The sequence below is a fragment of the Halobaculum sp. MBLA0143 genome, from assembly GCF_041361465.1.
GTDB lineage: Archaea > Halobacteriota > Halobacteria > Halobacteriales > Haloferacaceae > JAHENP01.
Window position 1 is genome coordinate 456,215 of the sequence record NZ_JBGKAC010000002.1, and the last position, 24,259, is coordinate 480,473.

Below are 24,259 nucleotides of genomic sequence, written 5' to 3' on the forward strand. Positions count from 1 at the left end.
GCAACCGGCGGTGGTGTGAGACTCCACACGATTAGAGTTGGATACGGTGTGACTCCCCGCCGCACTCGGAACACTCGCACAGGATCGCCTGCGACTCACCGTCTTCTCTCTCGACGTCGAACGTTTGCTCGGTGAGGCCTCCACAGTCGGGACAGTCGACCAGATACCGGCTCTCGTCTTGGTACTCGCGGGGTGCGCCGAGCGCGAGTATCGACGCCGTCGTGTCGCTACGGTTCACGACGAACTGGAAGGTATCCGGCGGTACACGCACTGCCTCGTCCGCCTCCACGTGCAGATCAGACTCTCCCGACGGGGTTTCGACCTGGACCTCGCCGTCGAGAACGACGAACACCTCTTCCTGGACCGGGTGTTTGTGCATCGAGTGTGCGGAACTCTGGCCCGGCGCGAGTTCGAAGTAGTTCAGTGAGAACCCTTCGACATCCAGTGCGTACCCGAGTTGGCGTGCAGCAGCGACGGAATCGGCCATCGCACCCGCGGGAATGGTCTCGTCTGCCGGCCCCCTCGGCGTGACCTCGTCGAAGCTAACTCGTTTCACGATTAGAGTGGGTACCTCGACTCGCAAAACCGTTCATGCGGAGTGGTAACACATCGAGGGCAATCCCGATCCCTCTCCGCGGAGTTTCTGCCGCTCGATTTGCGGCGGGAGGGTCGGTGTGCGTCGTCACACAGACCCGGAACGACCGTTGCCACTCGACCGTTCGACGGAGAAACGTTCTATCTGGCGTCTAACACGAGAGGCGAGTCAGACGGAGCCGGTGGGGTCGACACCCACGTCGAACAGCGTCTCCGGCTCGGCGAGCGAGGCGACCGAGTCGTCGACCTGCGAGGGAGTCCTCGACGTACCAGACGGTCACGTCGAGCGGCGGGTCGAGTTCGGCGGCGTCGCCGCGACGAAGCGCGCCGGTCTCGTCGCCGAACGCCCCCTCACCGTCGTCTGTTCGCAGGTCGGCACGGACGAGCACCCGGCCGTCGTCCGGTTTACGGAGGACGGACTGGTCGTCCAAGTCGAGTTGGGACCACGCCCGACCTCGTGAGCGACCGCACACCGGGTGTACAGCGACGGGAAAGCACTGCGGCACTCTCGGAGAGCAGGTCTCCGACGCCCTCGGGGACCGGTGTCCGGATACCCTGGCTGTCGACGTATCACTACGTCTGGCTGCGAGGGAAACGTGCACTCGCTGCCCTCGGTCTCGGAGTAGGTGGAAGGTGGGGGAACTCGGCTGACGATCACATCTGTCGGGACGTACAGGCTGGCTGGAGAGGGACCGAGCAGGGGTGCCGTCGAGTGAGGGCTAAACACTTTCATCGCGGTAGCCGTCGTGTTTCGGTATGGAGACGTGGGCCGTCGGAGCAGCTGTGGTCCTGCTCTCGCTCGGAGCCGTGGCACCCGGGGTGCCCGTGGCCGGGGCACAGAGCCCGACCGGCGACGAACTGCCTCGGCAGTTGACCGGCCTCGACACACAGACTGTTCCAACCGGAGCCCACAGTGTCACGCTCGGAGGCGTCGCTCCGTCCGCTGTAGGAGGTCCCACTACTGTGGCCGACGGGCAGTCACCACCCGCCGACGACGAGACACTGAACGTCTCGTACACCTATCGACGACTACCCGACGAGCAGGATGTCGTCGAGGTGACGATGCGGATTCCGGCGACACCGGGGATCGGGGAGGTGCGATTCGAGTTCCAAGAGGAGTCGACTGTCGTCACGACGGAGAACGTCACGCGGAGCGGGGGTGTGTACGAGTGGACCGGTGAGACCTCCGCGACGGTCACCTATCGACTCCGGATCGACTGGAGTTACACCGGTAACGCCAGAGAGTCGTGGACACTGGTGGAGCATCTCCCTCCGGCGATACGGCCCGAAGCGGCGGCCGATACGGACGAGACGATCGCGGTGGCCGGCACGGGGTACGTCGGGAACAACACGTTACTGCTGGGTTCTCACGAGGTGCACCCCCGACAGGCCGACGGCCAGATCGTCCATCTAGTCGTTCCGGGTGACCGTTCGCTCCGGTACGGTCCCACCCGGACTGTCGACGCACTCGCCAACGTCTCCCGCTCGCTAGAGGTCGGCGCCCGTGACGAGACCGTTCACGCATTTGCGACGCCGAAGATCCGGACGGAGGCGACGATACTCGAGTTCGACGGCTTCGCACTCGACGGGAACACGCTCCTCGTCGACGCCGACGCCGAACTCGCTGCTTGGGTCCACGAGTACGTCCACACCCGTCAGGCGTTCTCGACCGCGGAGCGTCTCCGGTGGCTGACCGAGGGCAGCGCGCGCTACTACGAGTGGCTGCTCGCTGTCGAGTCCGGCTACGCCGACTGGGGAGAGCTCCGTGAGGTCTTCCGCAAGGCGACGAACGACGACAGCGTTCTCTCGGACCCCGACACCTGTAGGGCCGAGAGCGACTACGCCAAGGGTGCGCTCGTTCTCGCGGCCGTCGATCGAGAGATTCGAACGGCGACAGACGGTGAACGAACGCTGGAAGACGCTCTCCGACGCATCAACGGGGAGGACACGGCACCGACTGTGGACAGCTTCGTTCGCGCTGTCCGCAGAGTAGGCGGTCCAGAGGCAGCGGCGACCGCCGAACGGTACGTCACGACCCGCGCGGTGCCGGAATTCAGATCGGACACCGAACGACTCGAGACCGTCTACGGCTACAGGTCCCCCCAGATACGGGAACAGGTCGTTCACGCGTCGGTCGTCGGCGAGGACGGGACTCGGAGTGTAAACAGTACCGACGGACAGATCACCGTGGACCTCAACGAGACGTTCCGACTCACGGCACGGGTCGAGAACACCGGTGACAGCCGGGGCTTGGGAGCCGTGAGGCCACGACTGTCGACCGAGAGATTGGGCGGCGATTACGTCGACACCACTTGGGTCGGCTGGGTTGCCCCGAACGAGAGCGTCACCCAGAACGCCACTCATCGATTCGGCCGTCCCGGTGATTACACACTCTTCTGGAACGGCGTTCGCTACGACGTGTGCGTCGCTCCGGCCCGTGGAGCGCCGTCCGTCGACGACGGTGAAACACGACCGAGCCGTCGCCCGAGGTCGTCGCTCGAGGTCGAGGCACTCTGTGAGCGGATGGAGACGACCCAGCGAAGGTTCACGCCAGCGGGCTGAAGCGACTCTCCGACGGCGACGAGCCACCGGCACGGGCAGAACTGGCGACGGCGCTCGACGAACTGGCGGCCCGCTCGAACGGCACCGACCCACGAGCGTAGCCGGCTGTCCGGCTGACTAGCGGTCTCTCTGCTGTACTGGTCGTCCCAGTGGCGGCCGGTACCGGTGTCGGAAGCCACCCCGTTCTCCGGCAGTGTGTGCCCGACTCGAACACGGGTGACACTTCTTGGGCTGGTCACCAGGGAGGTCGAATGGGAGTATCGGGTAGAATCCTCTCACGTCGTCCGTCCTGGCGGGAGCGACACGCGTCTTCGAGGGGAAGTCGCACGTCGGAGCAGAGAAGTTCGGAAAATCTCGTCGGGTGACTATCACAGGCTGCAGTACACGAGGGTTACGCTGGGGCGAGACCGTCCAACTCTCTCTCGACTCCCTGACGTCGCTCCCGGAGACGGACGCGGTCGAGACACTGCCGGTCGCGTCGACACACGACGAGAGGCAACCGACCGAACAGACACCTGTGACAGAACGGACGCCGACGGGGTAGGGTGGGGTGGTCTACAGGTCGTACAGTTCGCCGAACTTCGACTCGACGTACTCGAGGAAGTAGTCGGCGGTCAGCGGCTCGCCGGTCACCACCTCCATCAGTTCGTCCGCCGGATAGCGCTGACCGTGTGCGTGGACGTTCTCCTCCATCCAGGTCAGCAACGGCTCGAAGTTCCCGTTCCGGATCAGTTCGTCCACGTCGTCTCGTTCCTCGCGGAGTGTCGCGTCGAGCTGTGCGGCCGCGACGGAGCCGATCGTGTAGCTCTGGAACCCGCCGAACCCGCCGGTCCAGTGGACGTCCTGGAGACACCCCTCCGCGTCCGTCTCCGGCCGGACACCGAGGTACTCCTCCATCTTGTCGTTCCACACCCGCGGGATCTCCTCGACGTCGATCTCGCCGGCGACGAACGCCCGTTCCACCTCCGTCCGGAGGACGATGTGCATGTGGTAGGTGAGTTCGTCCGCCTCGACCCGGATCAGGTTGTTCGGGTAGATCCGGTTGGCGGCCTCGAACAGCGTGCGGGCGTCGAAGTCGGTGCCGAGGTGGTCGTTGAACGTCGGGGTGAAGTACTCCCAGAACGCCTCCGTGCGGGCGACGTGGTTCTCCCAGAACCGCGACTGACTCTCGTGGATCTCGTAGCGTTCCGAACCCAACGGTGTCCCGTACTCCGACTGCGGGACGCCCAGCATGTACGTCGCGTGACCGAACTCGTGGATCGTCGCGTTCAACGCCTCCAACGGCGCCTCCGGGTCGAACCTGGTGGTGACTCGCGCGTCGAACTGTGTCCCGGAGGTGAACGGGTGTGCGGAGGTGTCGAGCCGGCCGCGGTCGAAGTCGTACCCCAGCAGTTCGAGCGCCTCGCGGTTCAACGCCTCCTGTGTGGCCTCGTCGTACGTCGCCTCGAACGGATCCGCGAGCGTCACCGCCGACGCTCGGATCGACTCGATCAACGGCACCAGCCGTTCACGGAGGTCGTCGAAGATCGACTCCACCATCGGCTCCGGGAACGCCGGCTCCAACCCCTCGTACAACACCCGGTACGGCTCCCGATCCGGGTCGAGGTGGTCAGCCCGTTCCCGCTCCAGCTCCCGACGGCGTTCCAACACCGGCGCGAACTGGTCGAACTCGTCGTCGGCCCGAGCCGACTCCCAGGCGTCCTGTGCCTCCGCCGACAGCTCCGTCCGTTCCCGCACCAGCGACTCCGGCACTCGCGTGGCCCCCTCGTAAGACTCCTCGACCTCGCGGACGACCGCCGCCTGTTCGTCGGTGAGGTCGGCGTCCGCCAACGCGTCCAACGCCTCCCCCAGTGTCTCGTCGGTCTGGCGCTCGTGGAGCACCGACGAGAGGGCAGACAGCTGTTTGGCCCGCGCAGGCGTCCCGTCTGCCGGCATCGTCACCTGTTGGTCCCAGCCGATCAACTGCGCGGCGTCGGAGATGTACGTGGTCTGCTCGACGTGGTCGAGTAACGTCTCGTAGGCCTCCGGCGCGTCTGTCTGTGACACGGGCTCACCTGTTGGGGATTCGATATAACTCTGCCGACCGGACTCGCAAGGTGGAACGTGGAGCGGCGTCCCCTCCGAGAGGCGACCGACGAGACGACAGTTGAACCCCGGGAGGTGACCCCGACACGTCCGTACACGAGGTCCCCCAGTCGGGGTTCGTCGCGGTGATCGCGGTGCTGGCCGCGTTGCTCGCCGGGCGGCGCGAGCGGGGGTAGCGAGTCACGGGGCGGTGCCGACGAGGCCGAAGAGCCCGCGCAGAGAGGTCTCACCACGTCGACCCACTCGGTCGTGGTCGAGGGGAGAGATGAGCCAGGAGAGACGAGCCGAGAGAGCTCGGGGAGTCACTCGATCCGTGACAGCCGTCGGTCGAGTTCTTCGCGGAACCACGCGGTCAGTTCTGCTTCGGACTCCTCGCGCCACTCGGCGAACCGTTCGACGTAGTCGGCCGTCGAGAGCTGGATCGTCGCGTCGTACACCGCGCCACGCTCGGCGGACTCCGGGAGCTCACCGGCGACGGCTCGGTAGCCGCGGCGGAGTGCGTCGACCAGTCGCTCGGGCGCGGGCTCGCGGAGCGGAGCGAGCGCTTGTTCGCGTGCCCGGGTCAGGTCACGTACCGGGTCGCCGACGACGCTGTTGCCCCAGTCGAGCAGGGTGAGGCGGTCGTCGCCGGTGTCGAAGCAGTTCGGTGTCGCCGGGTCGCAGTGGAGCAGTCTCGCCGGCGGGTCGGTGAGTCGCTCCCGAGCAGCGTCGATGGCCTCGAGCAGGCGCGCGTACTCCGAGTCGAACCGGTCGGTCGGAGCGAGTCGCCGGTTCTCGACCACCGCCGCTCGCAGTACGTCCGGCCACGGCGTGTGGTCGACCGCCAGCTCGTCGGCGTCGCCGCCGGTGATCTCGCCGGGACGGTCGAATCGCTCCGTGTGGACGGTCGCCAGCGTGCGTCCGAGCCGTTCGGCGAGCGTGACACGCCGGTCGGGTGTCGTCTCGAACCACTCGTCGGCGACTGCCGTCCCGGCGGCCGGCTCGGTGAGCAACGCCGCCGGCTCCGCCGTCGTGCCGACGACCGACGGCACCGTCACCGGGAGGTTCAAGCCGACGTACTCGAGCACCCCGGCCTCGGCACGGAGCTCTGCTCCGTCCGGGTCTCCCGGCGTCGCCTTGCAGTACACCGGGTCGCGGTCGGTGAACGTGACCCGGGCCACCTCGGTCGTCCAGTTCCACGTCGGACCAGCCGGCCCGACTGTTTCGACCGTCGCGTCGGGGAGAGCGCGTCTCACCACCCGAGTGAACAGCTCTGTGTCGAGCGAGCCCTCTGACTCGTCAGTCGTTCCCACGTCCGGACCGCGTCGGCTCGTCTCTTAGCCGTTGGGGTCGTGTGTCGCCTCACCGACGCCCGTCGCCGGCCGACAGTCACTCTCGCTCCCGCCCTCGGTCGTCGGGGGCGACCGTTCGACCCGTTCGACAGAGTGCTGGAGGAGTGTCCAGTGGCCGAGAGCGAACTGTCGGCCGACTCTCCGGAAACGTGGTGTGTGTCGCGTCGGAGCCACGGCGGCGAGTCGGTTCCCGCGGGTCACACCACGAGACGACACCGAAGGTTTCCGGAGAGTTGCGACGGGGACGCTGGAGAGAGAAGCGACGAGTCGAACGAAACGAGCCAAGTAGCCCGTGAAGCGGCGACAGGGCGACGAAACGGACGATTGCCAGGAGGACAGTGGAGGCCGGAACGGAGACGCGGTGCCGTCGAGACGGTGAGACGACGTCTGTGTACGCCGTGACACTCGGGCGGGACTCGGGCACCCCATCCGTCTCACTGTGCAACCCGTGTCACGGTACGACCCGCGTCGCCGCACGACCTGTGTCGCCACACGGCCCGGATCGCGTTCTCGACACTGCCTCCACCTGGGCTCTCGTCGTCGGTCGCTCTGTGGGAGTAGAGGCCGTAGCCGAAGTTCCTATGACGGAGATAGGACGATTGGGGGACGTGGCCGACAACGAGACCGACGACACCGACCAGGCGATCCTCCACGCTCTACAGGAGGACGCTCGCAATCTCTCCTCGGACGAGATCGCCGAGAGGGCCGGGATTGCAGGGAGTACCGTTCGAAAGCGGATCCAACGACTCGAGTCCGAAGACGTCGTCAAGGGGTACAGCGCCGACGTCGACTACCAGAAGTCCGGGTACCCGCTCCGGATGCTGTTGTTCTGCACCGCGTCGATCCCCGAGCGGGGGGATCTCATTCCCGACATCCTGGCGATCGACGGCGTCGTCTCCGTCCAGGAACTGGTCACCGGCGAACAGAACCTCCTCGTGACGGCCGTCGGGGAGTCGGACAGTGACATCACACCGGTCGCGCAGGAACTGCTCGACATGGACGTGACGGTCGCCGACGAGGTACTCGTTCGGAGCCACGAGTCCACCCCGTTCGGAGGGTTCGCGCCCGAGTGAGTACGGCACACGAGGAGTCTCGACCCGTGTGGCCCCGGCGAGTGGGCGAGTCCACTCGACGTCCACTCGCCAGAGTGGGAGACGGGCCAGTTCCAGCCTCTTCCACAGAGCGCCGACTCGTCGCGCCGACGAGGGTCACCACCGGTGATCGCTCGTCGTGACCGGCCTGCCGGACCGACCGTGAACCGAACCTCGGGTCGTTTCTTAGCGAACACTCTGTCCGAACAGTGTAGCTTAACTATCGGGACGTTCTCTGCTCGTGTAGATCGGTTGGCTACTCCGGGCTGGGACACCCGCCGAGACGGGCCCAGACGTCGTAGCCACCCGACACCACCGAACTATGTCAGGAGGAGATCAGTCGACGGCGGTCGGATCACCTGTCGAAGCGGAGACCACATCGTCAGCCCGGATACCCCTACTGCTCACTCGGCTCGTGTGGCTGCTCTGGGTCGGGAGCCTCGGTGTCGTCACCGCTCGACTCCTCGGCGAGGGCCCGTGGGCCGTGGCGGGACTCGTCGTCGTCGACGGTCTGACCGTCGTGATGTGGACGGTGGTGACCTTCTTCAGCGGCATCGTCCACAGCTACTCGCGGCGTTACCTGGCCGGGAGTCGCGACATCGACCGGTTCTTCGTCAGCGTGTTCGGGTTCACGCTGGTCGTGATGACGCTCGTCGCGGCCGAGCACGCCGTCCTGTTCGGAGCGGCCTGGCTGGCGATGGGGCTGGTGATGGCCGACCTGATCGGGTACGTCCGGGGCTGGAGACAGGCGCAGACGGCGGCCCGAGTCGCTCGTCGGTACTTCCTCGCCAGCACGCTCTTCGTCGGCGTCGCCGTCGGGACGCTGTGGTGGGCCACCGGCGACACGACTATCTCTGGTCTCGCAGCTGCCGGTGACGCCGTCGGGACGCCCGTCCAGTGGGTCGCGCTCGGTGCGCTGCTCCTGGCGGCGACGATCCAGTCGGCGCTCGTCCCGTTCCACGGCTGGCTGCTCGGCTCGATGACCGCGCCGACGCCGGCGTCCGCTCTGATGCACGCTGGCTTCGTCAACGCCGGTGGGATTCTGCTGACACGCTTCGCCCCTCTCGTCACGGTCGACCCGTCGGTCATGCTCCTCGTCGTGATCGTCGGAGCCACCAGCGCACTCCTCGGGAAGCTCCTGAAGTCCGTCCAGACGGACGTGAAACGCCAGCTCGGCTGCTCGACGGTCGGCCAGATGGGGTTCATGATCGTGCAGGCCGGGCTGGGGTTCTTCGGTGCCGCGATCACGCACCTCGTCTTACACGGCTTCTACAAGGCGTACCACTTCCTCTCCTCCGGCGAGGGGGTCGAACACACGAGCCCGACACCGGAGGAGTCGCCCGCTCTCGGTGCGAACTTCCCCGGTGTCGTCGTCGCGCTGCTGACTGGGCTCGGCGGCGGTGCGGTGTTCGCGGTGCTCACGGGCAAGGGAACGAGCCTCGACAGCGGACTCGTGTTGACGTTGTTCGTCGTCGTGCCGACGCTACACGCGACCTGGGATCTCGCCCGCCGGCAGTCGCTGCCGACGGCCGTTCGGTACCTACTAGTCCCGTTGGTCGGTCTCCCGGCGATCGCCCTCTACGCGGTGGTGTACTCCGTCGTCACGACACTCGTGGCAGACCTCCCGGTCGTCACCGCACCGGCCGAGCTGACCGTCGTCCACGGCGTCGTCGTCGCGGCGTTCCTCGTGGCGTACGTCGCCGTCGAGACCGGCGTCTATCGGCGCAGTCGTCGCCTGTACGTCGCGCTCGTGGACGCCAGCCAGCCACCGACCGAGACCCTGCTGACCGCCTCGGAGGAGTACAATGAGTACTGAGACGACGGTCCGAGAGAGCCTCGAACACGCGGCAGAGAGCGTCGGAGCGGCGTGGCCGCTCCACTCGTTCGTGACCGCCAATCCGCTCGCCGGGTTCGAAGACCGCCCGTTCTGGGAGGCCGTTCGGGAGGGCGAGCGGTTGTTCGGCGCTCGCGGCTACCCCAGTGCCGAGGTGTTGCGCCGGGCCTGGGAGACCGACCGGATCGATCCGGAGGTCCTGTCGGCCACACTCGCCGACCACGGGTACGACGACACCCCCCCGGAGCGGCTTCTGGATCGGGTGGAGACGGGAGAGACAGCGGAGACGACAGAGACGAACCAATCGGGAACGACGGAGACGGAGACACCAGAAGCGCGGATGGAGGGTGTCCTGACGAAGTGGCTGGCGGCCTTCTTCGACCAGGGACAGGCCGACTGGCCGATGCCGAACCGCGAGGACGGTCTCTACGCCGCCGTCCGAGCGGTGGTCCGTCACGACCGCCACGTCCCGAACCGGTCCGAGGTCGCGGAGTTCCCCGACGACCCAGTCGCCGCCGTCGAGAACGTCCTCGCGGACTGGCCGAGCGAGCAGTGGGAGTCGATCTTCGAGTACCACCTCGCCGGGCTCCCCGGCTGGACTGGCTTCGTCAAACACCGCGTCGAGGCGGGTGACGACTGGCAGTCGGCGTACCCGGCGACGCTCACCGGCTACCTCGCCGTCCGGCTCGTCCTCGCCGATCTGTTCGACGCACCGATCGCGCCGCCAGAGGGGACACACACCACCGACTCCGACGAGACACCCGACGAGGGTGCCGTTCCGCTCCCGGAGATCTGGCTCACAGCGTGGGAGACCACCTACCGCGAGGAGCTCGTCGGTGCCGTGGCCGACGCCGGGCGGTCGCAGCAGTCGGATCACGACGGTCACGGGACGGACGACGGCGACAGTGACCGGCCCGCCGCCCAGCTGGTGTTCTGTATCGACACGCGCTCGGAGATCGTCCGCCGCCACGTCGAACGGGCGGGTCCGTACGAGACCCACGGCTACGCCGGGTTCTTCGGAGTCCCGATGCGGTACGAGGGGTACGACGCCGAGGTCACCGTCGACGCCTGTCCGCCGATTCTCGACGCCCAACACCGGATCGCCGAGCAGCCGACGGACGAGAGCGACCCGCGACGGAGCGACTACGAGTTCTGGTCGCGGCTCCGCCAGTCCGGGAGTGAACTCCTCCACACGCTCAAGACGAATCCGGGGACCGTGTTCGGGTTCGTCGAGAACACCGGGGGCGGGTACGGGTTGGCGCTGGCGGCCCGGACGCTCCTGCCAGCCCGCGTCTACGACGCGCTGGCGGCGACCGACGACCACGTCCCCGACGCCCACGAGTTCTGTGCGCCGACGGTCGACCACGAACCCGGCGCCCCCGGTGAACTCCCACAGGGACTCACCCACGAGGAGAAGGTCGAGTACGCCGCCACCGCCTTCGAGCTGATGGGCTGGGAGGCGTTCGCCCGTGTCGTCGCCTTCGTCGGCCACGCCGGCCAGACGGCCAACAACCCCTTCGAGTCGAGTCTGGACTGTGGTGCCTGTGCCGGCAACCCCGGTGGCCCCAGCGCTCGGCTGCTCGCGGCGATCTGCAACGAGGACGCGGTTCGGGAGGCGTTGCGCCAGCGCGGCCACGAGATCCCGCACGACACCGTCTTCGTCGCCGGCGAGCACAACACGACGACCGACGAGATCACCCTGTACGACGGCGGTGTGCCCGAGAGCCACGCGGCCGACCTCGAACGGCTCCGTGAGGACCTCGCGGAGGCCCGGGCCGGGGCGGCGGCCGAGCGCGCCGCGGACGTGGGTGCGGCGCCGGCGTCCGGCGTCCGCGAGACCGAGCGCCGTGCGACCGACTGGGCGGAGACCCGTCCGGAGTGGGGGCTGGCCGGCAACGCCGCGTTCGTGATCGGACGGCGGGCGCTCACGGCCGACCTGGACCTCGGGGGTCGCTCGTTCCTCCACTCTTACGACCCGGCCACCGACCCCGACGGCGACGCGCTCGAAGCGATCCTGACCGGTCCGATGGTGGTCACCCAGTGGATCAACTGTCAGTACTACTTCGCGACGGTGGACAACGCAGCCTACGGGAGCGGGTCGAAGATCACTCAGAACCCGGTCGGGAACGTCGGCGTCTACCAGGGGAACGGCGGCGACCTGATGACCGGACTGCCGCTGCAGTCGGTGCTTGCGGCCGACGACGAGCCCTACCACCAGCCGCTCAGGCTGTCCGTCGTCGTCGAGGCGCCCGTCGACCGCGTGACGGAGATTCTGGCCGCCCACGACCACCTGACGGACCTGCTGGACAACGGCTGGCTGTCGTTGACCGTGGTCGACCCCGAACGGGAGTACCGTGCGTTCCACTACGACGGTGGGCTCGCGTGGAGGGCCGTCCGCCCGGCAGAGTCGGGAGAGGCGACGGGGCCACTGCTGACGGCAGACTCCGCGGACGAGGACTGACTCGAGGCGCTGCCGACCGTCTGTCCGGCTCGGTGGGGGAGGGGGACTGCCAGTCGCCGTCGCCCCCAGGGCGGCCAGACCCACCCGTCGAGTTTCGACGCGGCCGAGAGACACTGTGACAGTCCCGCGAGGCGGGTCCACCCTCTCCGGGCGTCGCCGCGTCTCCCGCCGGCACGCCACTAGATTCAAGTTGGAGAGAAGATAGGTCATACTCGTCCGTCTCACGGCCGTCTACAGGCACGACTGACGAGACGGACGATCCGACGGTCACAGACGCGTTCGAACGACACGCACCGCACTCGACGCCGACGTTGGGGTTCCGGCGGTACCTCCGCGGGCGCAAACTCCTGTTCGGCGGCGCCGCCGTCTCCACGGTGCTGTGGCGACTGGCGAACATCGTCCCGCCGTATCTCCTGGGTCGCGCGGTCGACGCCTTCTTCACCGGCGAGCGGTCGAAACTCTCGGTCGCGTTCGTCCCGCAGGCGTGGATTCCGGAGAGTCTCGCCGGGCAGTTCGGCGCGCTCGTCGCGTCGTTCGGCGGCCTCGTCGCTTTTCAGGTCGCGTGCAACGTCGCTCGCCACCTCTCGTGGCGGTGGCTCCAGCAGTCCGTGCTGCACGACCTCCGGACGGACGTGTACGACGCCGTCCAACGGCTGGACGTGGCGACGCTGCGGGCGGAGTCCACCGGCGACGTGATGAGCGTCGTCAACAACGACGTGAACCGACTCCAGACGTTCCTCGACGACGGCGCCCAGACACTGTTCCAAGTGTCGGCGTTCTTCGTCGTCCTCTTGGCGGCGATGCTCGGGATCCACGCAGAACTGACGCTGTTGGTCGTCGGGTTCGTCCCGGTGATGCTGGCGGCGGTGTACGGCTACCAACGGCTCGTCGAGCCGCGGTACGACGACCGCCGCACGGCGGTCGGCCGACTCAACACCCACGTCGAGACGGTGCTGGGCAGCATCGAGACGGTGAAGGCGTTCACCAACGAGTCGTTCGAGCGCGAGCGTCTCCGCGACCGGTCGCTGGCGTTCTGGCGAGCGGACTGGCGGGCGGCGAAGCTGTCGGGCGTGTTCTTCCCCGCCCGACAGTTCGTCTCGCTGGGCGTGATGCTGGCGATCGTCGTCGTCGGCGGGTGGTGGGCGATTGCGGGCCCGCCGCTCGTCTTCTCGACGCCGCTGTCGCCCGGCGAGTTCGTCACGTTCTACTTCTTCGGTCAGATGTTCGTCGGCCAGTCCGCGCGGCTGAGCGACGTTGCCGACACCTACACGGACGCGAAGGCGTCCGCCAAGCGCGTGTTCGGACTGTTGGCGTACCCGACCGCCGAGAGTACCGGGGGCGCGTACGAACGTGCCGAACCGTGGACGGCAGACGGAGGTTCGACAACGGACGAGGACGGGGCGACGGGCGAACGCCCGACGACCGTCGACGGCACGGTCGCGTTCGAGGACGTGACGTTCTCGTACCCCGGAGAGTCACAGCCGGCGCTGGAGGGGGTCGACTTCACCGCGTCGGCGGGCGAGTACGTCGGCTTGGTCGGCCCGACGGGCGCGGGAAAGTCGACGGTGTTGCGGCTGTTGTTCCGATTCTACCGACCGGACGAGGGGACGATCCGGGTCGACGGAACGGACGTCGCAGAGCTGTCGACGGATCGGCTCCGGGAGGCAGTCGGCTACGTCGGTCAGGAGTCGACGCTGTTGGACGGCACCGTGCGGGAGAACATCGCGTACGGCGACCACGACGCCACGGACGCGGAGATCCGCTCGGCAGCGGAACGCGCGAACGCTCACGGGTTCGTCACGGACCTGGACGACGGCTACGACACCGAGGTGGGCGAACGCGGCGTGAAACTGTCCGGCGGCCAGCGCCAACGGATCGCCATCGCCCGAGCAATCGTCCGCGACCCGGAGATTCTCCTGTTGGACGAGGCGACGAGTCACGTCGACAACCGGACGGAACTGTACATTCAGGAGGGGTTGGCGGAGTTGATCGAGGGGCGAACCACTGTCGCCGTCGCACACCGGCTGTCGACGATCCGCGACGCCGACACGATCCTCGTGTTCGAAGACGGACAGATCCGCGAGCGTGGTGCCCACGAGACGCTGCTGGCGGCCGGAGGGCTGTACGCCGACCTCTGGCGACTCCACACCGGCGAGGCGTCGGAGCTGTCGGAGTTGGCGTTGTCGCGTGGAGAGTGACGACCGTCCGTCCACACCTGGGTGTCGGCTGTCTCCAGAGAGGAATCGGGCGGACGAACTACGGGGTCTGGTATCGGAGGGACCCGCGTCGTCTCCCGTCTCACTCGACCGCGGCACGCGACCTCGGGCAGGTCGATCTGTCGACTGTCACGACTGACGGCGAGCGAGAGTGAGTTACTCGTCGTCGCCGTCGTCACCCTGCAGCCGCGGGTCGATCGCCGGGTCACGTTGCTGGTCTCTGGCGCGCTTCTTCGCTTGCTCGACGGTCGACTCTTCTTCGGCTCGTGTCACCGTGAGATCCGTGTCCCCGATCTGGTCTTCTGCGATCTGTCCGAGAGTCTCGTCGGGCACCTCGTCGCTCGGCGACGACACTCTCTCTGAAGACGTGGTTGTCGGAGAGTCGGCCGTCGTCGAATCTGGTGGGTCACCGGGCTCGACTTCGTCTACCCGCAGGAATAGGAAGTCCGTCGTATCCTCGGTGCCGTGTGCGTACTTCGACACTGTTCCCGCCAGTCGTACCGGGCTCTCGTCCGGGTTCGGGTCCACGTCTCCCTCCAGCAGACACTTTACGTCGGAGTCGCTGTCCGGTGCGTCGACGTACCACCCGTCCCGCGCCATGTCACGACCAGTTCGTCAAAACTGTTCGGTTCGGTGTACCACGCACTACTCATCTGGTCATCTATTGAATTGTATTGTCAATTATATCTTTTGCTGCAGTCTGTCAACGAGTCAGTCGTCACCCGACTCGGTAGCCGCCGTCGCGTCGACTGGCGTGCGAACTGGGTCTGTGACGAGCCACAGCACGACACCGAGCGCCGCGACGGCGACGGTCGTGACCACCAGGAACGACACCGTCCCGAACCGCTCCGCGAACTGTCCGCCGACGACGTTGGCGGCGCCCGAGGCGAGCGACAGCGCCATCGACACCCCGGACAACACCGTCGCTCGACCGACGTCCTCGATCCGGTCGTTCAGGTAGCCGTTCCTGACGGGGCGCGTCAGACTCGTCGCTCCACGACTGACGAACAGAGCCGGGACGATCGCAGCCGGCACCAGTGCGGCCAGTCCGTACACGAGACCGTACACCGGCGCCAGCCCGAACAACACGCCACGCCGGCCGAGCAGATCCTCCGCCTGGCCGGCGAGTGTCGAGCTCGCGGCGGACACGAGTTTGACCGCCGCGTAGAACACCCCCAGCCCTGTCACGGGGACACCGACGGCCCGCATCGCCGGCTGTTCGAACACGCGGCTCAGCGAGAAGGCGACGTTGAACAGTGCTGCGTACACGACCAGCCAGCGGAGGTCGGCCCGCCCGAGTTCGTCGCGCAACACCCGAACGGCGCCCCCGAGGCCGAGGCCGTCGGCGACGTCCGCGCCGTCCGCTCCGTCGGCCTCGGGGTTCGTCGCGCTCGTCCGCGGCAGCGTGGCGAGGACGGGGAGCCCCAGTAACGCGAGCACGCCGTTGGCGACGAACGGGAGGCGTGGGTCGACCCCGTACAGCGCCGCCCCGCCGAGCGCGGCGGCGGCGGAGGTGCCGGCCAACAACCCCCGAGAGCGACCGTCGACTCGCGTGTACTCGTCGTCTCGGTCGACGGCCGCGAGGAGTTCGTACAGCCAGGCGCTCGCCGTCCCGCTCCGGAACGTCCACGCGAACCCCCAGAGCGCGAACACGACGGCGAACCCGGCGGTGGACTCTGCGAGGACGAACCCCGCCATCACCGTCGCCGTCAGCAGGCTGCCGAGCGCCAGCCCCGCACGCCGGCCGAGCCTGTCGCCGACGTAGCCGGTCGGCACCTCCGAGAGCACCAACACGAACAGGAACACGGCCTGGACCGTCCCGATACCGGCGAGTGACACGTCGTTGGCCTGCAGGTAGACGACGGAGACGGGGAGGTAGAAGCCAGCCGACACTGTCGCGCGATACGCGTAGTACCTCCCGACGACACCGATCACGACTCACTCTCGTCGCCGGCCGGACTTGTACGCTCCCGTCCGTCCGCTGGAGTGAAACAGTGCGTCGCCGGCCGTTCTGCAGTCGGGCTGTCACCGACCGCTCTACCCTCACCTCCCGCCGACACCGGTCGTCTCGTCAGTCGGCGAGGGTAATCGAGACCACTGGCGACGGGACGCGACACACCGTCTCCCAGCCACCCTCGTCGCGTCGGTACACGACACCAGTCGCCCGGTCGGACGCGTCGACGTCTGCGGTCGCCGTCCCGGCGTACAACGCCCCGTCGGCGCTCGTCAGCGCCCAGACGTACTCCGTCGTGTCGGGGGTCTGGGCAGCGTGTAGGGCGTTCCGTTCTCCGCCGATCCAGAACACCAGCGCCTCGGCGTCGTCCCCGGGCCAACCGCCGGGCACGTGACGACCACCGCTGGTGTACAACACGCCGTCGTGGCGTGCGAACCCGTGGAAGTAGCTGTACCCCTGGAACAGTTGACCGGTGTCGCGGCGTCGCCACGGCTCTCCGAGCGCGTCGGTAGCGTAGAGTCCTTGCCCGGTCGCCGCGAGCCACTCGTCCGGCGTCCGTCGGAGGTCGTGAACGTCCTCCGCGAGTCCGCGGTGGTGGGAACTCCACGCGCCGTCGTGCAGGTGGAGTACACCCGTCCGTTCGACCGCGACCGCGAGTCCCGCGGCGGTCCTGACGGTGTCGGAGACCCGGCCACCGGCCTCGCTGACGACGACACGCTCGTCGTCGATCCACCGACGTGCCGGCGCGAGTTCCGGGAGTTCGGTCGTCGTCCACTCCTGGCCGTCGGGTGCGGTGTGGACGGCCAACGGGTCGCTCCCGCCGACGACGACCCCCGTCTCGTCGACCGCGAGGTGCGTGGGGTCGTCGGTCGGCACCTCCAGCGGCTCCCAGTCGGCGTCGCGAGAACGACGGGAGACGCCGTCCCCGTCCAGACAGTAGACGGTGTCCCCGTCCGCCACGACGCTCACGACACCCGTCGGACCGGAGACCCGGGTCGGTCCCGTCCGTTCGTCTCCGGAGGAGTGACCGTCGGCCGCGTACCGGTAGAGTCCGTCTCTCGTCCCCAGGTAGTAGGTCGTCACTGTCAGTCACCCCACACGGCCGGGTCGGTCTCGTCTCCGTCGCGGTCGTCACTCCGGCGTGTGGGTCGGCTCGGTGTCACCGACGAGAGATCCGTCTCGACACGGGCTAGGTCTTTCGCGGTGTCGCAGGTGTCGAAACAGTCTCTGACACCGGTGTATCAGAGTAAACACTAATTCGGACGACGACGACCACCGGGTGTGTTCAGTGTCCGCGAGTTCCGGCCCGCAGACGCCGCGGCAGTCTGGCGTGTCCACGAGCGTGCCTTCCGGGCGTCGCGGCTCCCGTTCGAGGACGACCCCGAGTTGGATCGGGACCTCGGGGCGCCGACGACACACTACGTCGACGGCGACGGGACGCTCCTCGTCGGGGTGGTCGAGACAGAACGCGGAGGTCCCGACGAGGGAGCCGACGAGGAGAGACTCGTCGCGCTCGGTGCGTCGGAGCCGGTCGACGAGACGACCGTCGAGTTCCGGCGACTGCGGGTCGACCCCGACCACCGACGGCGGGGGTACGCGAGCCGACTGCTCGACGAACTCCGTGCACGTGCCGTCGCGGGTGGCTTCGAGACGGTCGTGTTGGAGACGGACGAGCGGCTGCAGGCGGCGCGGGCGTTGTACGAGTCGCGTGGCTACGAACAGACCGGAGACGGCTGCGGGGAACGGTGTGGCGTCACGTACCGACTGCGGCTCCCAGGAGACGGGTGAGGGGTGGTGTCCCGGCCGTCCCAGAGACGCTTATCGGCCCGCGGGCACAACGGGTGGCCGTGACCGGTGACGACTACGAGCTGCGAGAACAGCTCCCGACGCCGGAACGGTTCGTCGAACTGCGCGCAGCCGTCGAGGTCCCCCCGCGGTCGGTCGAAGCCGCCGGACGGGGGTTGGCGGAGAGCCGCTACGGCGTCTCTGCCGTCCACGAGCCGAGCGACACGGTCGTCGGGATGGCCCGAGTCGTCGGCGACGGCGCGACCGTCTTCCACGTCTGTGACGTGGTCGTCCACCCGGACCACCAGAGCCGCGGCGTCGGCACACAGCTCGTGGACGCGGTGGTCGAGTACCTCAACGCGAACGCGCCGGACGAGGCGTACGTCAACCTACTGGCCGACTTAGACGGCTTCTACGAGCGCTGGGGGTTCGAGGAGAGCCGCCCGGCGTCGAAGGGGATGGTCGTCCCGACCGGCGAGCGCGACTGGGGAGGACGGGTGTGAGCGCCCGGTCGCAGCGGGGTGACGGTTCCGCGCCCAGACCCTCCACGACCGGGTCGAACTGGAGCCCGGGACTCACCCCGAAGGCGACGGGCGACGACGGCTGACGGTACGGGCCAGGGGCAGCGTTCCACGTTACGCCGACGTGTGCTGGCTCGGGCCGTCGGTGTCGGTCGAGATCACAGACGAACGAGGCGAGTGCCCCTGGGCCTGCCCCCGAGGCGGTTCACTCGTCGTCTGCTCCGTCTTCACTCTCGCGCGACTCGGCACCACTCGACTCGACGCCGTCCGATCCAGCGCCATCCGACTCGACGCCGCCCGGCGAGAACCCACCGTCCCGCTCGTCGACAGCCCCGCCGTTGACGGCGTGGCACAGCAGCTCCGGCTGTTCGTCCGGTTGGTCGTCCGCCAACACCTCGTCCACGACGGCCGCGTGTTCCCGGTCGATCTCGTAGGGCGACGACCTGAACGCCTCGTACACCTCGTCGAGGTCCTCGGCTTCCATGTAGTACATCAGGTACGTCGCCTCGGGCTGCTCGTCCAGGAAGGCAGCCTCGGCGACCATCCCCTCGTGGGCGAGCGTCTCCATCGCCTCCGACTCGCGCCGCTTCACCTCCGCCATCCACTCGCGGAGTCGATCCTCACAGCCCGGTTCCACCCGCTCTCTGGTCGACACGACGTCTGCCACGGGGGCGACTCGCGGCCTACTCACTCGAAGCTTTCCCACGTCTGGCAGTCGTCGAGACCAACTCGTCCGTGTGCCGACGCTCGGGGCGGCAGAGTGGCCCGCGGTCGGTGGCGGTCGCGCAGTGAGAGCCCAGACCGGGGTGTTCGATCCGGTGGCGGCCGTCGGTCCGGCACGGTACCTGTGGAACGCACCTCCTCCCCGACAGCGGGCCACGAGGCAGACAGACGGCTCGCCCGGGAGTACGTCTCCCCGGTGATCGACCGGATGGAGGGCGTCGCCGGCTGTCGCGGCGTGCGGTTCACGCGGTTCGGTCGCGACCCACAGTACGACCGATCGCGGACCGACGACCTCCGGTCGTAACTGGACGAGTTGGAGGCGACTGTCGACGAGTTGGAGGCCACCGTCGACGATCTGGCGGCCGCCGGCGGCTTCGACTACTACGACGGCTCGAAGTGAGCGGGGGTCACGGACGGCGGCACCGGACGACCACGCCGGCGACCGCGACCACGAGCGCCAGTAGGGCCGCGACCACATCGAGCCCGGGCCCACCGGCCGCGGTCTCGCCGTCGTCGCCGGGCGACTCGGTCGCGTCGCCCCCGCCGTCGGCCGCGGTCTCGGTCGTCTGTGTGCCGGTCGCCGTCCCCGTCTCGGCCGCGACGCGGACGGTCCCGGACTCCGTCGCCGGGTCGATCCGGCTGCCGTCGTCGGCGTCGAACCGCCCGTCGACGGAGACCGTCGCGGTGCCGGCGTCGTCGCCGCGGACGACGAGCCGCGCGACAGTGACGGCATCCGTGCGGTTCTGGACTGCCCCGTCGGTGTCGGCACCGCGGAGCCGGACGGTCGCGTCGTCGACGACGGTCGCGTTCGTCAGCCCGAACTGGTCGGAGACGTTCGCGTCGACCACGGTCGCGGCGCCGTCGACGGTGACGGTGGCGTCGTAGCCCGCGACGCCCGCAGGCGCAGCGGTCAGCCGCACCTGGACCACGGTCGTCTCCCCGGGGGCGACCGTCGCGTCGGTGACGGTCACCGTGGGCGTCGTCTGGGCGCCCGCGCCGCCGGCGGCCAGCACCACCCCGACGACCGCCAGGGCCGCGACCGCCAGGACCGCGACTCTCACGCGGCCACCTCCGTCGACACCGCGAGCGCGGGTCGGGTCCGTGTCGACACGGTCACGACACCTCCTCGAACAGTGCCCGCACGTCGTCGAAGTCGATCCGCCCGTTGTCGTTGAAGTCGAACGCGTCGGCTCCCTCCACGTCGTCGGAGCCGACGTTCTCGAAGAACTCCGTCACGTCGTCGAAGTCCGCGCGGCCGTTGCCGTTGAGGTCCTCGCAGTCTCCGTCGTCGTCCGGGTCCGTCGTCGCCGTGCCGTCGACGGTCGGACAGGACCGCTCCGTCGCGGCGACGCGGCCACAGTCGGCCGCGAGCCGGACCGTCACGGACTCGCCGGCGTCCGTGTCGACGGTCTGGTCGGCGATCTCCACTCGGCCGCTGCCGGCCGCGGCCCCGGTCAGCCGGACGGTGCCCAGTCGGATCTCGTCGTCGTCCGGACCCAACCGGTCCGAGAGGTCGGCGACCTTCAGCCGGGCGACCTGGCCGTCCGTCTCCGCCGTCGCCGTACCGAACGACTCCGCGGCCGTCGCGGCCGTCGGTGTCACGGTCGACGGGAACCGGAGCCGGAGGTCAGCGCCGGAGAAGCCGGGGTCGAACCCCGTCAGTCGCACCCCCGCCGTCGTCTCGGCGTCGACGCCGACGGAGACGCTCTCGACGCACAGTCGCGGGCCGTCCCCGTCGTCGGTCTCCTCGGTCTCCTCGCCGTCGCCGACGGCACCGATCGGGTACGCGATCCGGCCGTCGTTCGAGAAACTGTCCGACGGCGGGAGCGTGTCGCCGGTCTGGTTCGCCAGACTCCGTTCGGCCTTCTCTCTCGCGCTCTCCCGTGACACCGCCGGCACCCAAGTCCAGTACACGTCGCCAGTCGCGGTCTCGGGGATCTCCGCCGTCACCGTCACCGTCCCGGAGCCAGCCTCGTCCATCTCGGCGAGTCCGTACACCGTGCCGTCGCCGCCGCCGATCGCGGCGAACACGATGTTCGCCTGTGCGTCGTCGGTGAGTGCCGTCACCTGGATCTCGACGCCGGCCTCCGAGCCCGCCGTGACCGACTCCGGCGCGCTCGTCAGCCGGCCGCGTTGGAACGCCTCGCCCGCGTCGTTCACTCGGACGATCGTCTGGTCGTTGCCCGCGTCGTCCGTCTGCTCGGCCTCGGTGACGGGCCCCAGCGGGAGCGCCAGCCGGCCGTCGTTCGAGAAGCTGTCGGACTCCGGGAGCCCGACGTCGACCCGGTTCAGGAGGCTCCGCTCGGCCTTCTCCAGGGCACCCCGGGCGGAGCTGGCCGGCACCCAGGTCCAGTACACCCGCTCGGGGGCGTCCTCGGGGATCTCTGCGGTCACGGTCACCGCCCCGGTGCCCGTGTTCTGCATCTCGTTCAGGCCGTACACCTCGCCGTTGCTGTTGCCGATCGCGGCGAACACGACGTTCGACTGTGCACCGTCGGTGAGCGCCGTCACCTGGATCTCGATGCCGATCTCCGAGCCCGGAGTGAGCGACTCGGGGGGGTCCGTCAGCCGGCCGCGTTGGAACGTCTCGCCCGCGTCGTTCACCCGGACGATCGTCCGTGCGTCGTCCTCCTCGTCGTCCGTCTCCGTTGTCTCGGCCGCGTCCCCCTCGCCGTCGACGACCGTCAGCGAGTCGAAGAACATCTCCACGCTGAAGTCGTCGTAGTCGGAGCTGTCCGCGCCGGTCCAGCCGGACTTCTCGCCGACCGTGTTGGCGAAGTTCTGCACCTCGACGGCCGCCACGCTCGTCGCGTTCACCAGCTCGAACGTCCGGGTGACGCGGTTGTCCGGCGCCCCCGACTCGTCGAACTCGATCGTGAACGTCCCCGCGTCCCAGTCGAAGTCGACGGTCGTCCCCACCCAGGTCTCGTAGCCGGCCTCCGTCAGGCCGACCCGATCCAGCGTCTCCGGGGCCGTGTGTTCGACGTACCACTCCGGGTTGTCCGTGGCGAACCCACAGACCACGTTCCCGTCGGCGTCGAGCAGCCGGAGCCCGCCACCGTAGCTGCCGGACAGCTCCAGCCAGTTGCCGACGAAGCTGTCGATCCGTCGGCCGCCGGCGAGCACGTCCGGCTCGTAGGCCGCGATCCGCCGGTCGATCCCCTCGGCTCGGATTCCGAGGCTCCGCTCCCCCTCGTAGGCGTACGCCGTCGTCGGCCCGAAGCCGTCCTCGAACACGCGCCAGTCGTCCAGGTCCTCGCCGTCCTCTGTCGTGCGGTGTGAGGAGGCCGCCGCCCGGTCGGTGGTTCTCGACAGCCCGGTGCCGGCGACGCCGACCGTCGCCAGCGACCCGAGCACGCTCCGTCGTGTCCGGCCGTCGCCCTCGGACGCCTGTCGGTCCCCAGACGCTCCGCCCCGCCCCTCGTGACTAGACATCGTCAGTTCACAGCGGCCTGTCGAACTTCAGCCCACGCCGTGAGCAGTCACCTCACCGCGTGGGTCGACGTGACGGGTTCGAGACAGATTCAATACACAGGGGTGGAGAACTCCCGACGGGGAGCATGATCGACGGGGACGAGGGACCGACGGGGCGGCGGGTGGGATCGCCGGGTGGCGACGGACGGGGACAGAGTCTGGATGCGAACGTCGTCGAGTTGGCCCGGGACAGACACGCGATCGTGGACTACCTCCGCGACGGCCCGGAGACGCGGCGGGCGGTCGCGGAACGGGTCGACGCCTCGCGGTCGACGGTCGACCGGGCGCTGTCGACGCTCCACGAGCACGGGCTCGTCGAGCGGACGGCAGAGGGGTACGAGACGACGCTCGTCGGCGTGGTCGCGCTGGAACGGGCTCGCGAGTTCGACCGGGACGCCGAGGCGCTGGCTCGGGCTCGTCCGGCGCTGTGGCCGCTGTGGAAGGAGACCCCGGTGTCGGTCGACCTCCTCCGCGAGGCGACCGTCGGGGTCGGCGAGACCGTCGACGAGCTGTTGTCGGCTCTGACCACCCGCCTGGAACGGGCGCGAGACGTACGGATCGCCGCCGCGGCGCTCCCCGGGACGGCCCACCTCCGGGGGCTCCACGGCCGCGCCGTCGGCGACTGTTCGGTGACGCTCGTCTGTGGACAGACGCTGTTCGAGGCGCTGCTGGACCGTCACCCCGGGTGGCTCCGGGGGCTCGTCTGTGACGGCGACGCGAGAGTCGCGCAGGCCGACCTCCCGGCGCTGGAGCTCGCGGTCGTCGAGACGAACGAGCAGACGGCCGCGTGGCTCGTCGTGTACGACGGCGGACGCCCGCACTCGGTCGTCTACAACGACACTGCCGACGCCGTGGCGTGGGCCGACGACTGTCTCGACGGCTACGTCGAGACGGCGACGGACCGCGTCGACCGCGTCCGGGCGTTGCCGTCGGAGACGCCGGTCGACACCCCCGGCGGTCCCGTCGGCGGCGGCGACCGCGACCGCCGTCGCCCGACACCGGGGTGGCCGACGGCAACCGGGCGGAGGCGTCGCTGCTCGCAGGGGGCTACAGCTACGACGGCCGACCAGTCCGGACGCCGCAGTTCGGTACGGAGAGGACGTTCACGGTCGCGCTGTGGTTCCGGGCCGCGGCGCCCGACGACGGCTGGCAGACGCTCGTCAAGTGGGACTACCTCGCCGTCGGGCTCCGGCACGGGCTCCTCTTCGCCCACGTGTACGACCCGGAGACGGACCGCGAGCGCGCCCGGACGGACCTCCCGACGGCCGACCTCCGGGCCGACCGCTGGCACCACGTCGCGTACGTCTGTGACGACACCGCCGCGACGCTGTACCTCGACGGCCGCGAGGTCGACACGACGACTCACGACGACCGGATCGAGATCGCCCCCCGCGGCGTCTGTCTGGGGTACATCTACCGCGACCGCGACACCGGGGTCCACGCGCCCGAGTTCGACGGCCGGATCGTCGACGCCCGGTTCTACGAGACCAGGCTCGACGCCACGACGATCCGCGAGATCGTCGCCGCGACGAGCCCCGACGTGGCCGGCGACTCGCCGGTGTGAGGGCTCGGCGGTCCGAGGCGGACGAGGCCCGACGATACCCGTCTGTGGAGTGACGGAGGACGGG

Annotated in this window: 19 protein-coding genes and 1 pseudogene; 11 read left to right on the forward strand and 9 right to left on the reverse strand. The window is 68.8% G+C overall.

Annotated elements, in window-relative coordinates; translation table 11 throughout:
- Positions 1-31: 31 nt before the first annotated feature.
- The gene (locus RYH79_RS17495; RefSeq protein WP_370901689.1) at positions 32-556 is read right to left on the reverse strand and encodes a cupin domain-containing protein; all 525 of its coding nucleotides are present in this window, start codon (positions 554-556) and stop codon (positions 32-34) included.
- Positions 557-776: 220 nt separating this feature from the next.
- On the opposite strand from RYH79_RS17495, the gene RYH79_RS17500 reads away from it, so the two are divergent.
- Positions 777-1,055, forward strand: a complete 279-nt coding sequence (locus RYH79_RS17500) for a hypothetical protein (protein WP_370901690.1) — start codon at positions 777-779, stop codon at positions 1,053-1,055.
- 502 nt (positions 1,056-1,557) lie between these two features.
- Positions 1,558-3,156 carry a hypothetical protein gene (locus tag RYH79_RS17505; protein ID WP_370901691.1) on the forward strand — a complete coding sequence of 533 codons (1,599 nt, stop codon included), beginning with the start codon at positions 1,558-1,560 and terminating at the stop codon, positions 3,154-3,156.
- 555 nt (positions 3,157-3,711) lie between these two features.
- Here the strand turns inward: RYH79_RS17505 and RYH79_RS17510 are convergent.
- Together RYH79_RS17510 and RYH79_RS17515 are read right to left on the reverse strand one after the other, a co-directional pair.
- Positions 3,712-5,202, reverse strand: a complete 1,491-nt coding sequence (locus RYH79_RS17510; protein WP_370901692.1) for a carboxypeptidase M32 — start codon at positions 5,200-5,202, stop codon at positions 3,712-3,714.
- Positions 5,203-5,543: 341 nt separating this feature from the next.
- Entirely contained in the window at positions 5,544-6,533 is a 990-nt protein-coding gene (locus RYH79_RS17515) for a phosphotransferase family protein (RefSeq protein ID WP_370901693.1), read from the reverse strand.
- Between the two features lie 647 nt (positions 6,534-7,180).
- On the opposite strand from RYH79_RS17515, the gene RYH79_RS17520 reads away from it, so the two are divergent.
- The 4 genes from RYH79_RS17520 to RYH79_RS17535 all read left to right on the forward strand — a co-directional run bounded on the left by RYH79_RS17520 (position 7,181) and on the right by RYH79_RS17535 (position 14,156).
- A complete protein-coding gene (locus RYH79_RS17520; protein ID WP_370901694.1) occupies positions 7,181-7,645 on the forward strand; it encodes an Lrp/AsnC family transcriptional regulator in 465 nt (154 codons plus the stop codon).
- A 340-nt stretch (positions 7,646-7,985) separates the two neighbouring features.
- On the forward strand, positions 7,986-9,479 hold the full coding sequence (locus RYH79_RS17525; RefSeq protein ID WP_370901695.1) for a proton-conducting transporter transmembrane domain-containing protein: 1,494 nt from the start codon (positions 7,986-7,988) through the stop codon (positions 9,477-9,479).
- Entirely contained in the window at positions 9,469-11,958 is a 2,490-nt protein-coding gene (locus RYH79_RS17530; RefSeq protein ID WP_370901696.1) for a DUF2309 domain-containing protein, read from the forward strand. The genes RYH79_RS17525 and RYH79_RS17530 overlap by 11 nt, the downstream gene beginning before the upstream one ends.
- 311 nt (positions 11,959-12,269) lie before the next feature.
- Positions 12,270-14,156 (forward strand): ABC transporter ATP-binding protein, encoded by a 1,887-nt coding sequence (locus RYH79_RS17535; RefSeq protein ID WP_370901697.1) that lies wholly within the window; start codon positions 12,270-12,272, stop codon positions 14,154-14,156.
- Positions 14,157-14,330: 174 nt separating this feature from the next.
- Here RYH79_RS17535 and RYH79_RS17540 read toward each other — a convergent pair whose 3' ends face one another.
- The 3 genes from RYH79_RS17540 to RYH79_RS17550 all read right to left on the reverse strand — a co-directional run bounded on the left by RYH79_RS17540 (position 14,331) and on the right by RYH79_RS17550 (position 17,211).
- Entirely contained in the window at positions 14,331-14,774 is a 444-nt protein-coding gene (locus RYH79_RS17540) for a hypothetical protein (protein WP_370901698.1), read from the reverse strand.
- 111 nt (positions 14,775-14,885) lie between these two features.
- A complete protein-coding gene (locus RYH79_RS17545; RefSeq protein WP_370901699.1) occupies positions 14,886-16,109 on the reverse strand; it encodes an MFS transporter in 1,224 nt (407 codons plus the stop codon).
- A 136-nt stretch (positions 16,110-16,245) separates the two neighbouring features.
- Positions 16,246-17,211 carry a beta propeller repeat protein gene (locus RYH79_RS17550; protein ID WP_370901700.1) on the reverse strand — a complete coding sequence of 322 codons (966 nt, stop codon included), beginning with the start codon at positions 17,209-17,211 and terminating at the stop codon, positions 16,246-16,248.
- Between the two features lie 198 nt (positions 17,212-17,409).
- Between RYH79_RS17550 and RYH79_RS17555 the strand changes: the two genes are divergently transcribed.
- Together RYH79_RS17555 and RYH79_RS17560 are read left to right on the forward strand one after the other, a co-directional pair.
- Entirely contained in the window at positions 17,410-17,916 is a 507-nt protein-coding gene (locus RYH79_RS17555; protein WP_370901701.1) for a GNAT family N-acetyltransferase, read from the forward strand.
- A gap of 59 nt (positions 17,917-17,975) precedes the next feature.
- A complete protein-coding gene (locus RYH79_RS17560; RefSeq protein WP_370901702.1) occupies positions 17,976-18,416 on the forward strand; it encodes a GNAT family N-acetyltransferase in 441 nt (146 codons plus the stop codon).
- A 223-nt stretch (positions 18,417-18,639) separates the two neighbouring features.
- Here the strand turns inward: RYH79_RS17560 and RYH79_RS17565 are convergent, their stop codons facing one another.
- A complete protein-coding gene (locus RYH79_RS17565) occupies positions 18,640-19,101 on the reverse strand; it encodes a DUF6176 family protein (protein ID WP_370901703.1) in 462 nt (153 codons plus the stop codon).
- 180 nt (positions 19,102-19,281) lie between these two features.
- Between RYH79_RS17565 and RYH79_RS17570 the strand changes: the two genes are divergently transcribed.
- A complete protein-coding gene (locus RYH79_RS17570; protein ID WP_370901704.1) occupies positions 19,282-19,461 on the forward strand; it encodes a hypothetical protein in 180 nt (59 codons plus the stop codon).
- A 103-nt stretch (positions 19,462-19,564) separates the two neighbouring features.
- Here the strand turns inward: RYH79_RS17570 and RYH79_RS17575 are convergent, their stop codons facing one another.
- Together RYH79_RS17575 and RYH79_RS17580 are read right to left on the reverse strand one after the other, a co-directional pair.
- Positions 19,565-20,218: a hypothetical protein gene (locus RYH79_RS17575; protein WP_370901705.1), complete on the reverse strand. Its 654-nt coding sequence runs from the start codon at positions 20,216-20,218 to the stop codon at positions 19,565-19,567.
- 52 nt (positions 20,219-20,270) lie between these two features.
- The gene (locus RYH79_RS17580) at positions 20,271-22,592 is read right to left on the reverse strand and encodes a hypothetical protein (RefSeq protein ID WP_370901706.1); all 2,322 of its coding nucleotides are present in this window, start codon (positions 22,590-22,592) and stop codon (positions 20,271-20,273) included.
- A 125-nt stretch (positions 22,593-22,717) separates the two neighbouring features.
- Here RYH79_RS17580 and RYH79_RS18090 point away from each other — a divergent pair.
- A pseudogene (locus RYH79_RS18090) lies at positions 22,718-23,461 on the forward strand (helix-turn-helix domain-containing protein); the annotation flags it as partial.
- 173 nt (positions 23,462-23,634) lie between these two features.
- Positions 23,635-24,195: a LamG-like jellyroll fold domain-containing protein gene (locus tag RYH79_RS17590; protein WP_370901707.1), complete on the forward strand. Its 561-nt coding sequence runs from the start codon at positions 23,635-23,637 to the stop codon at positions 24,193-24,195.
- Positions 24,196-24,259 lie beyond the last annotated feature (64 nt).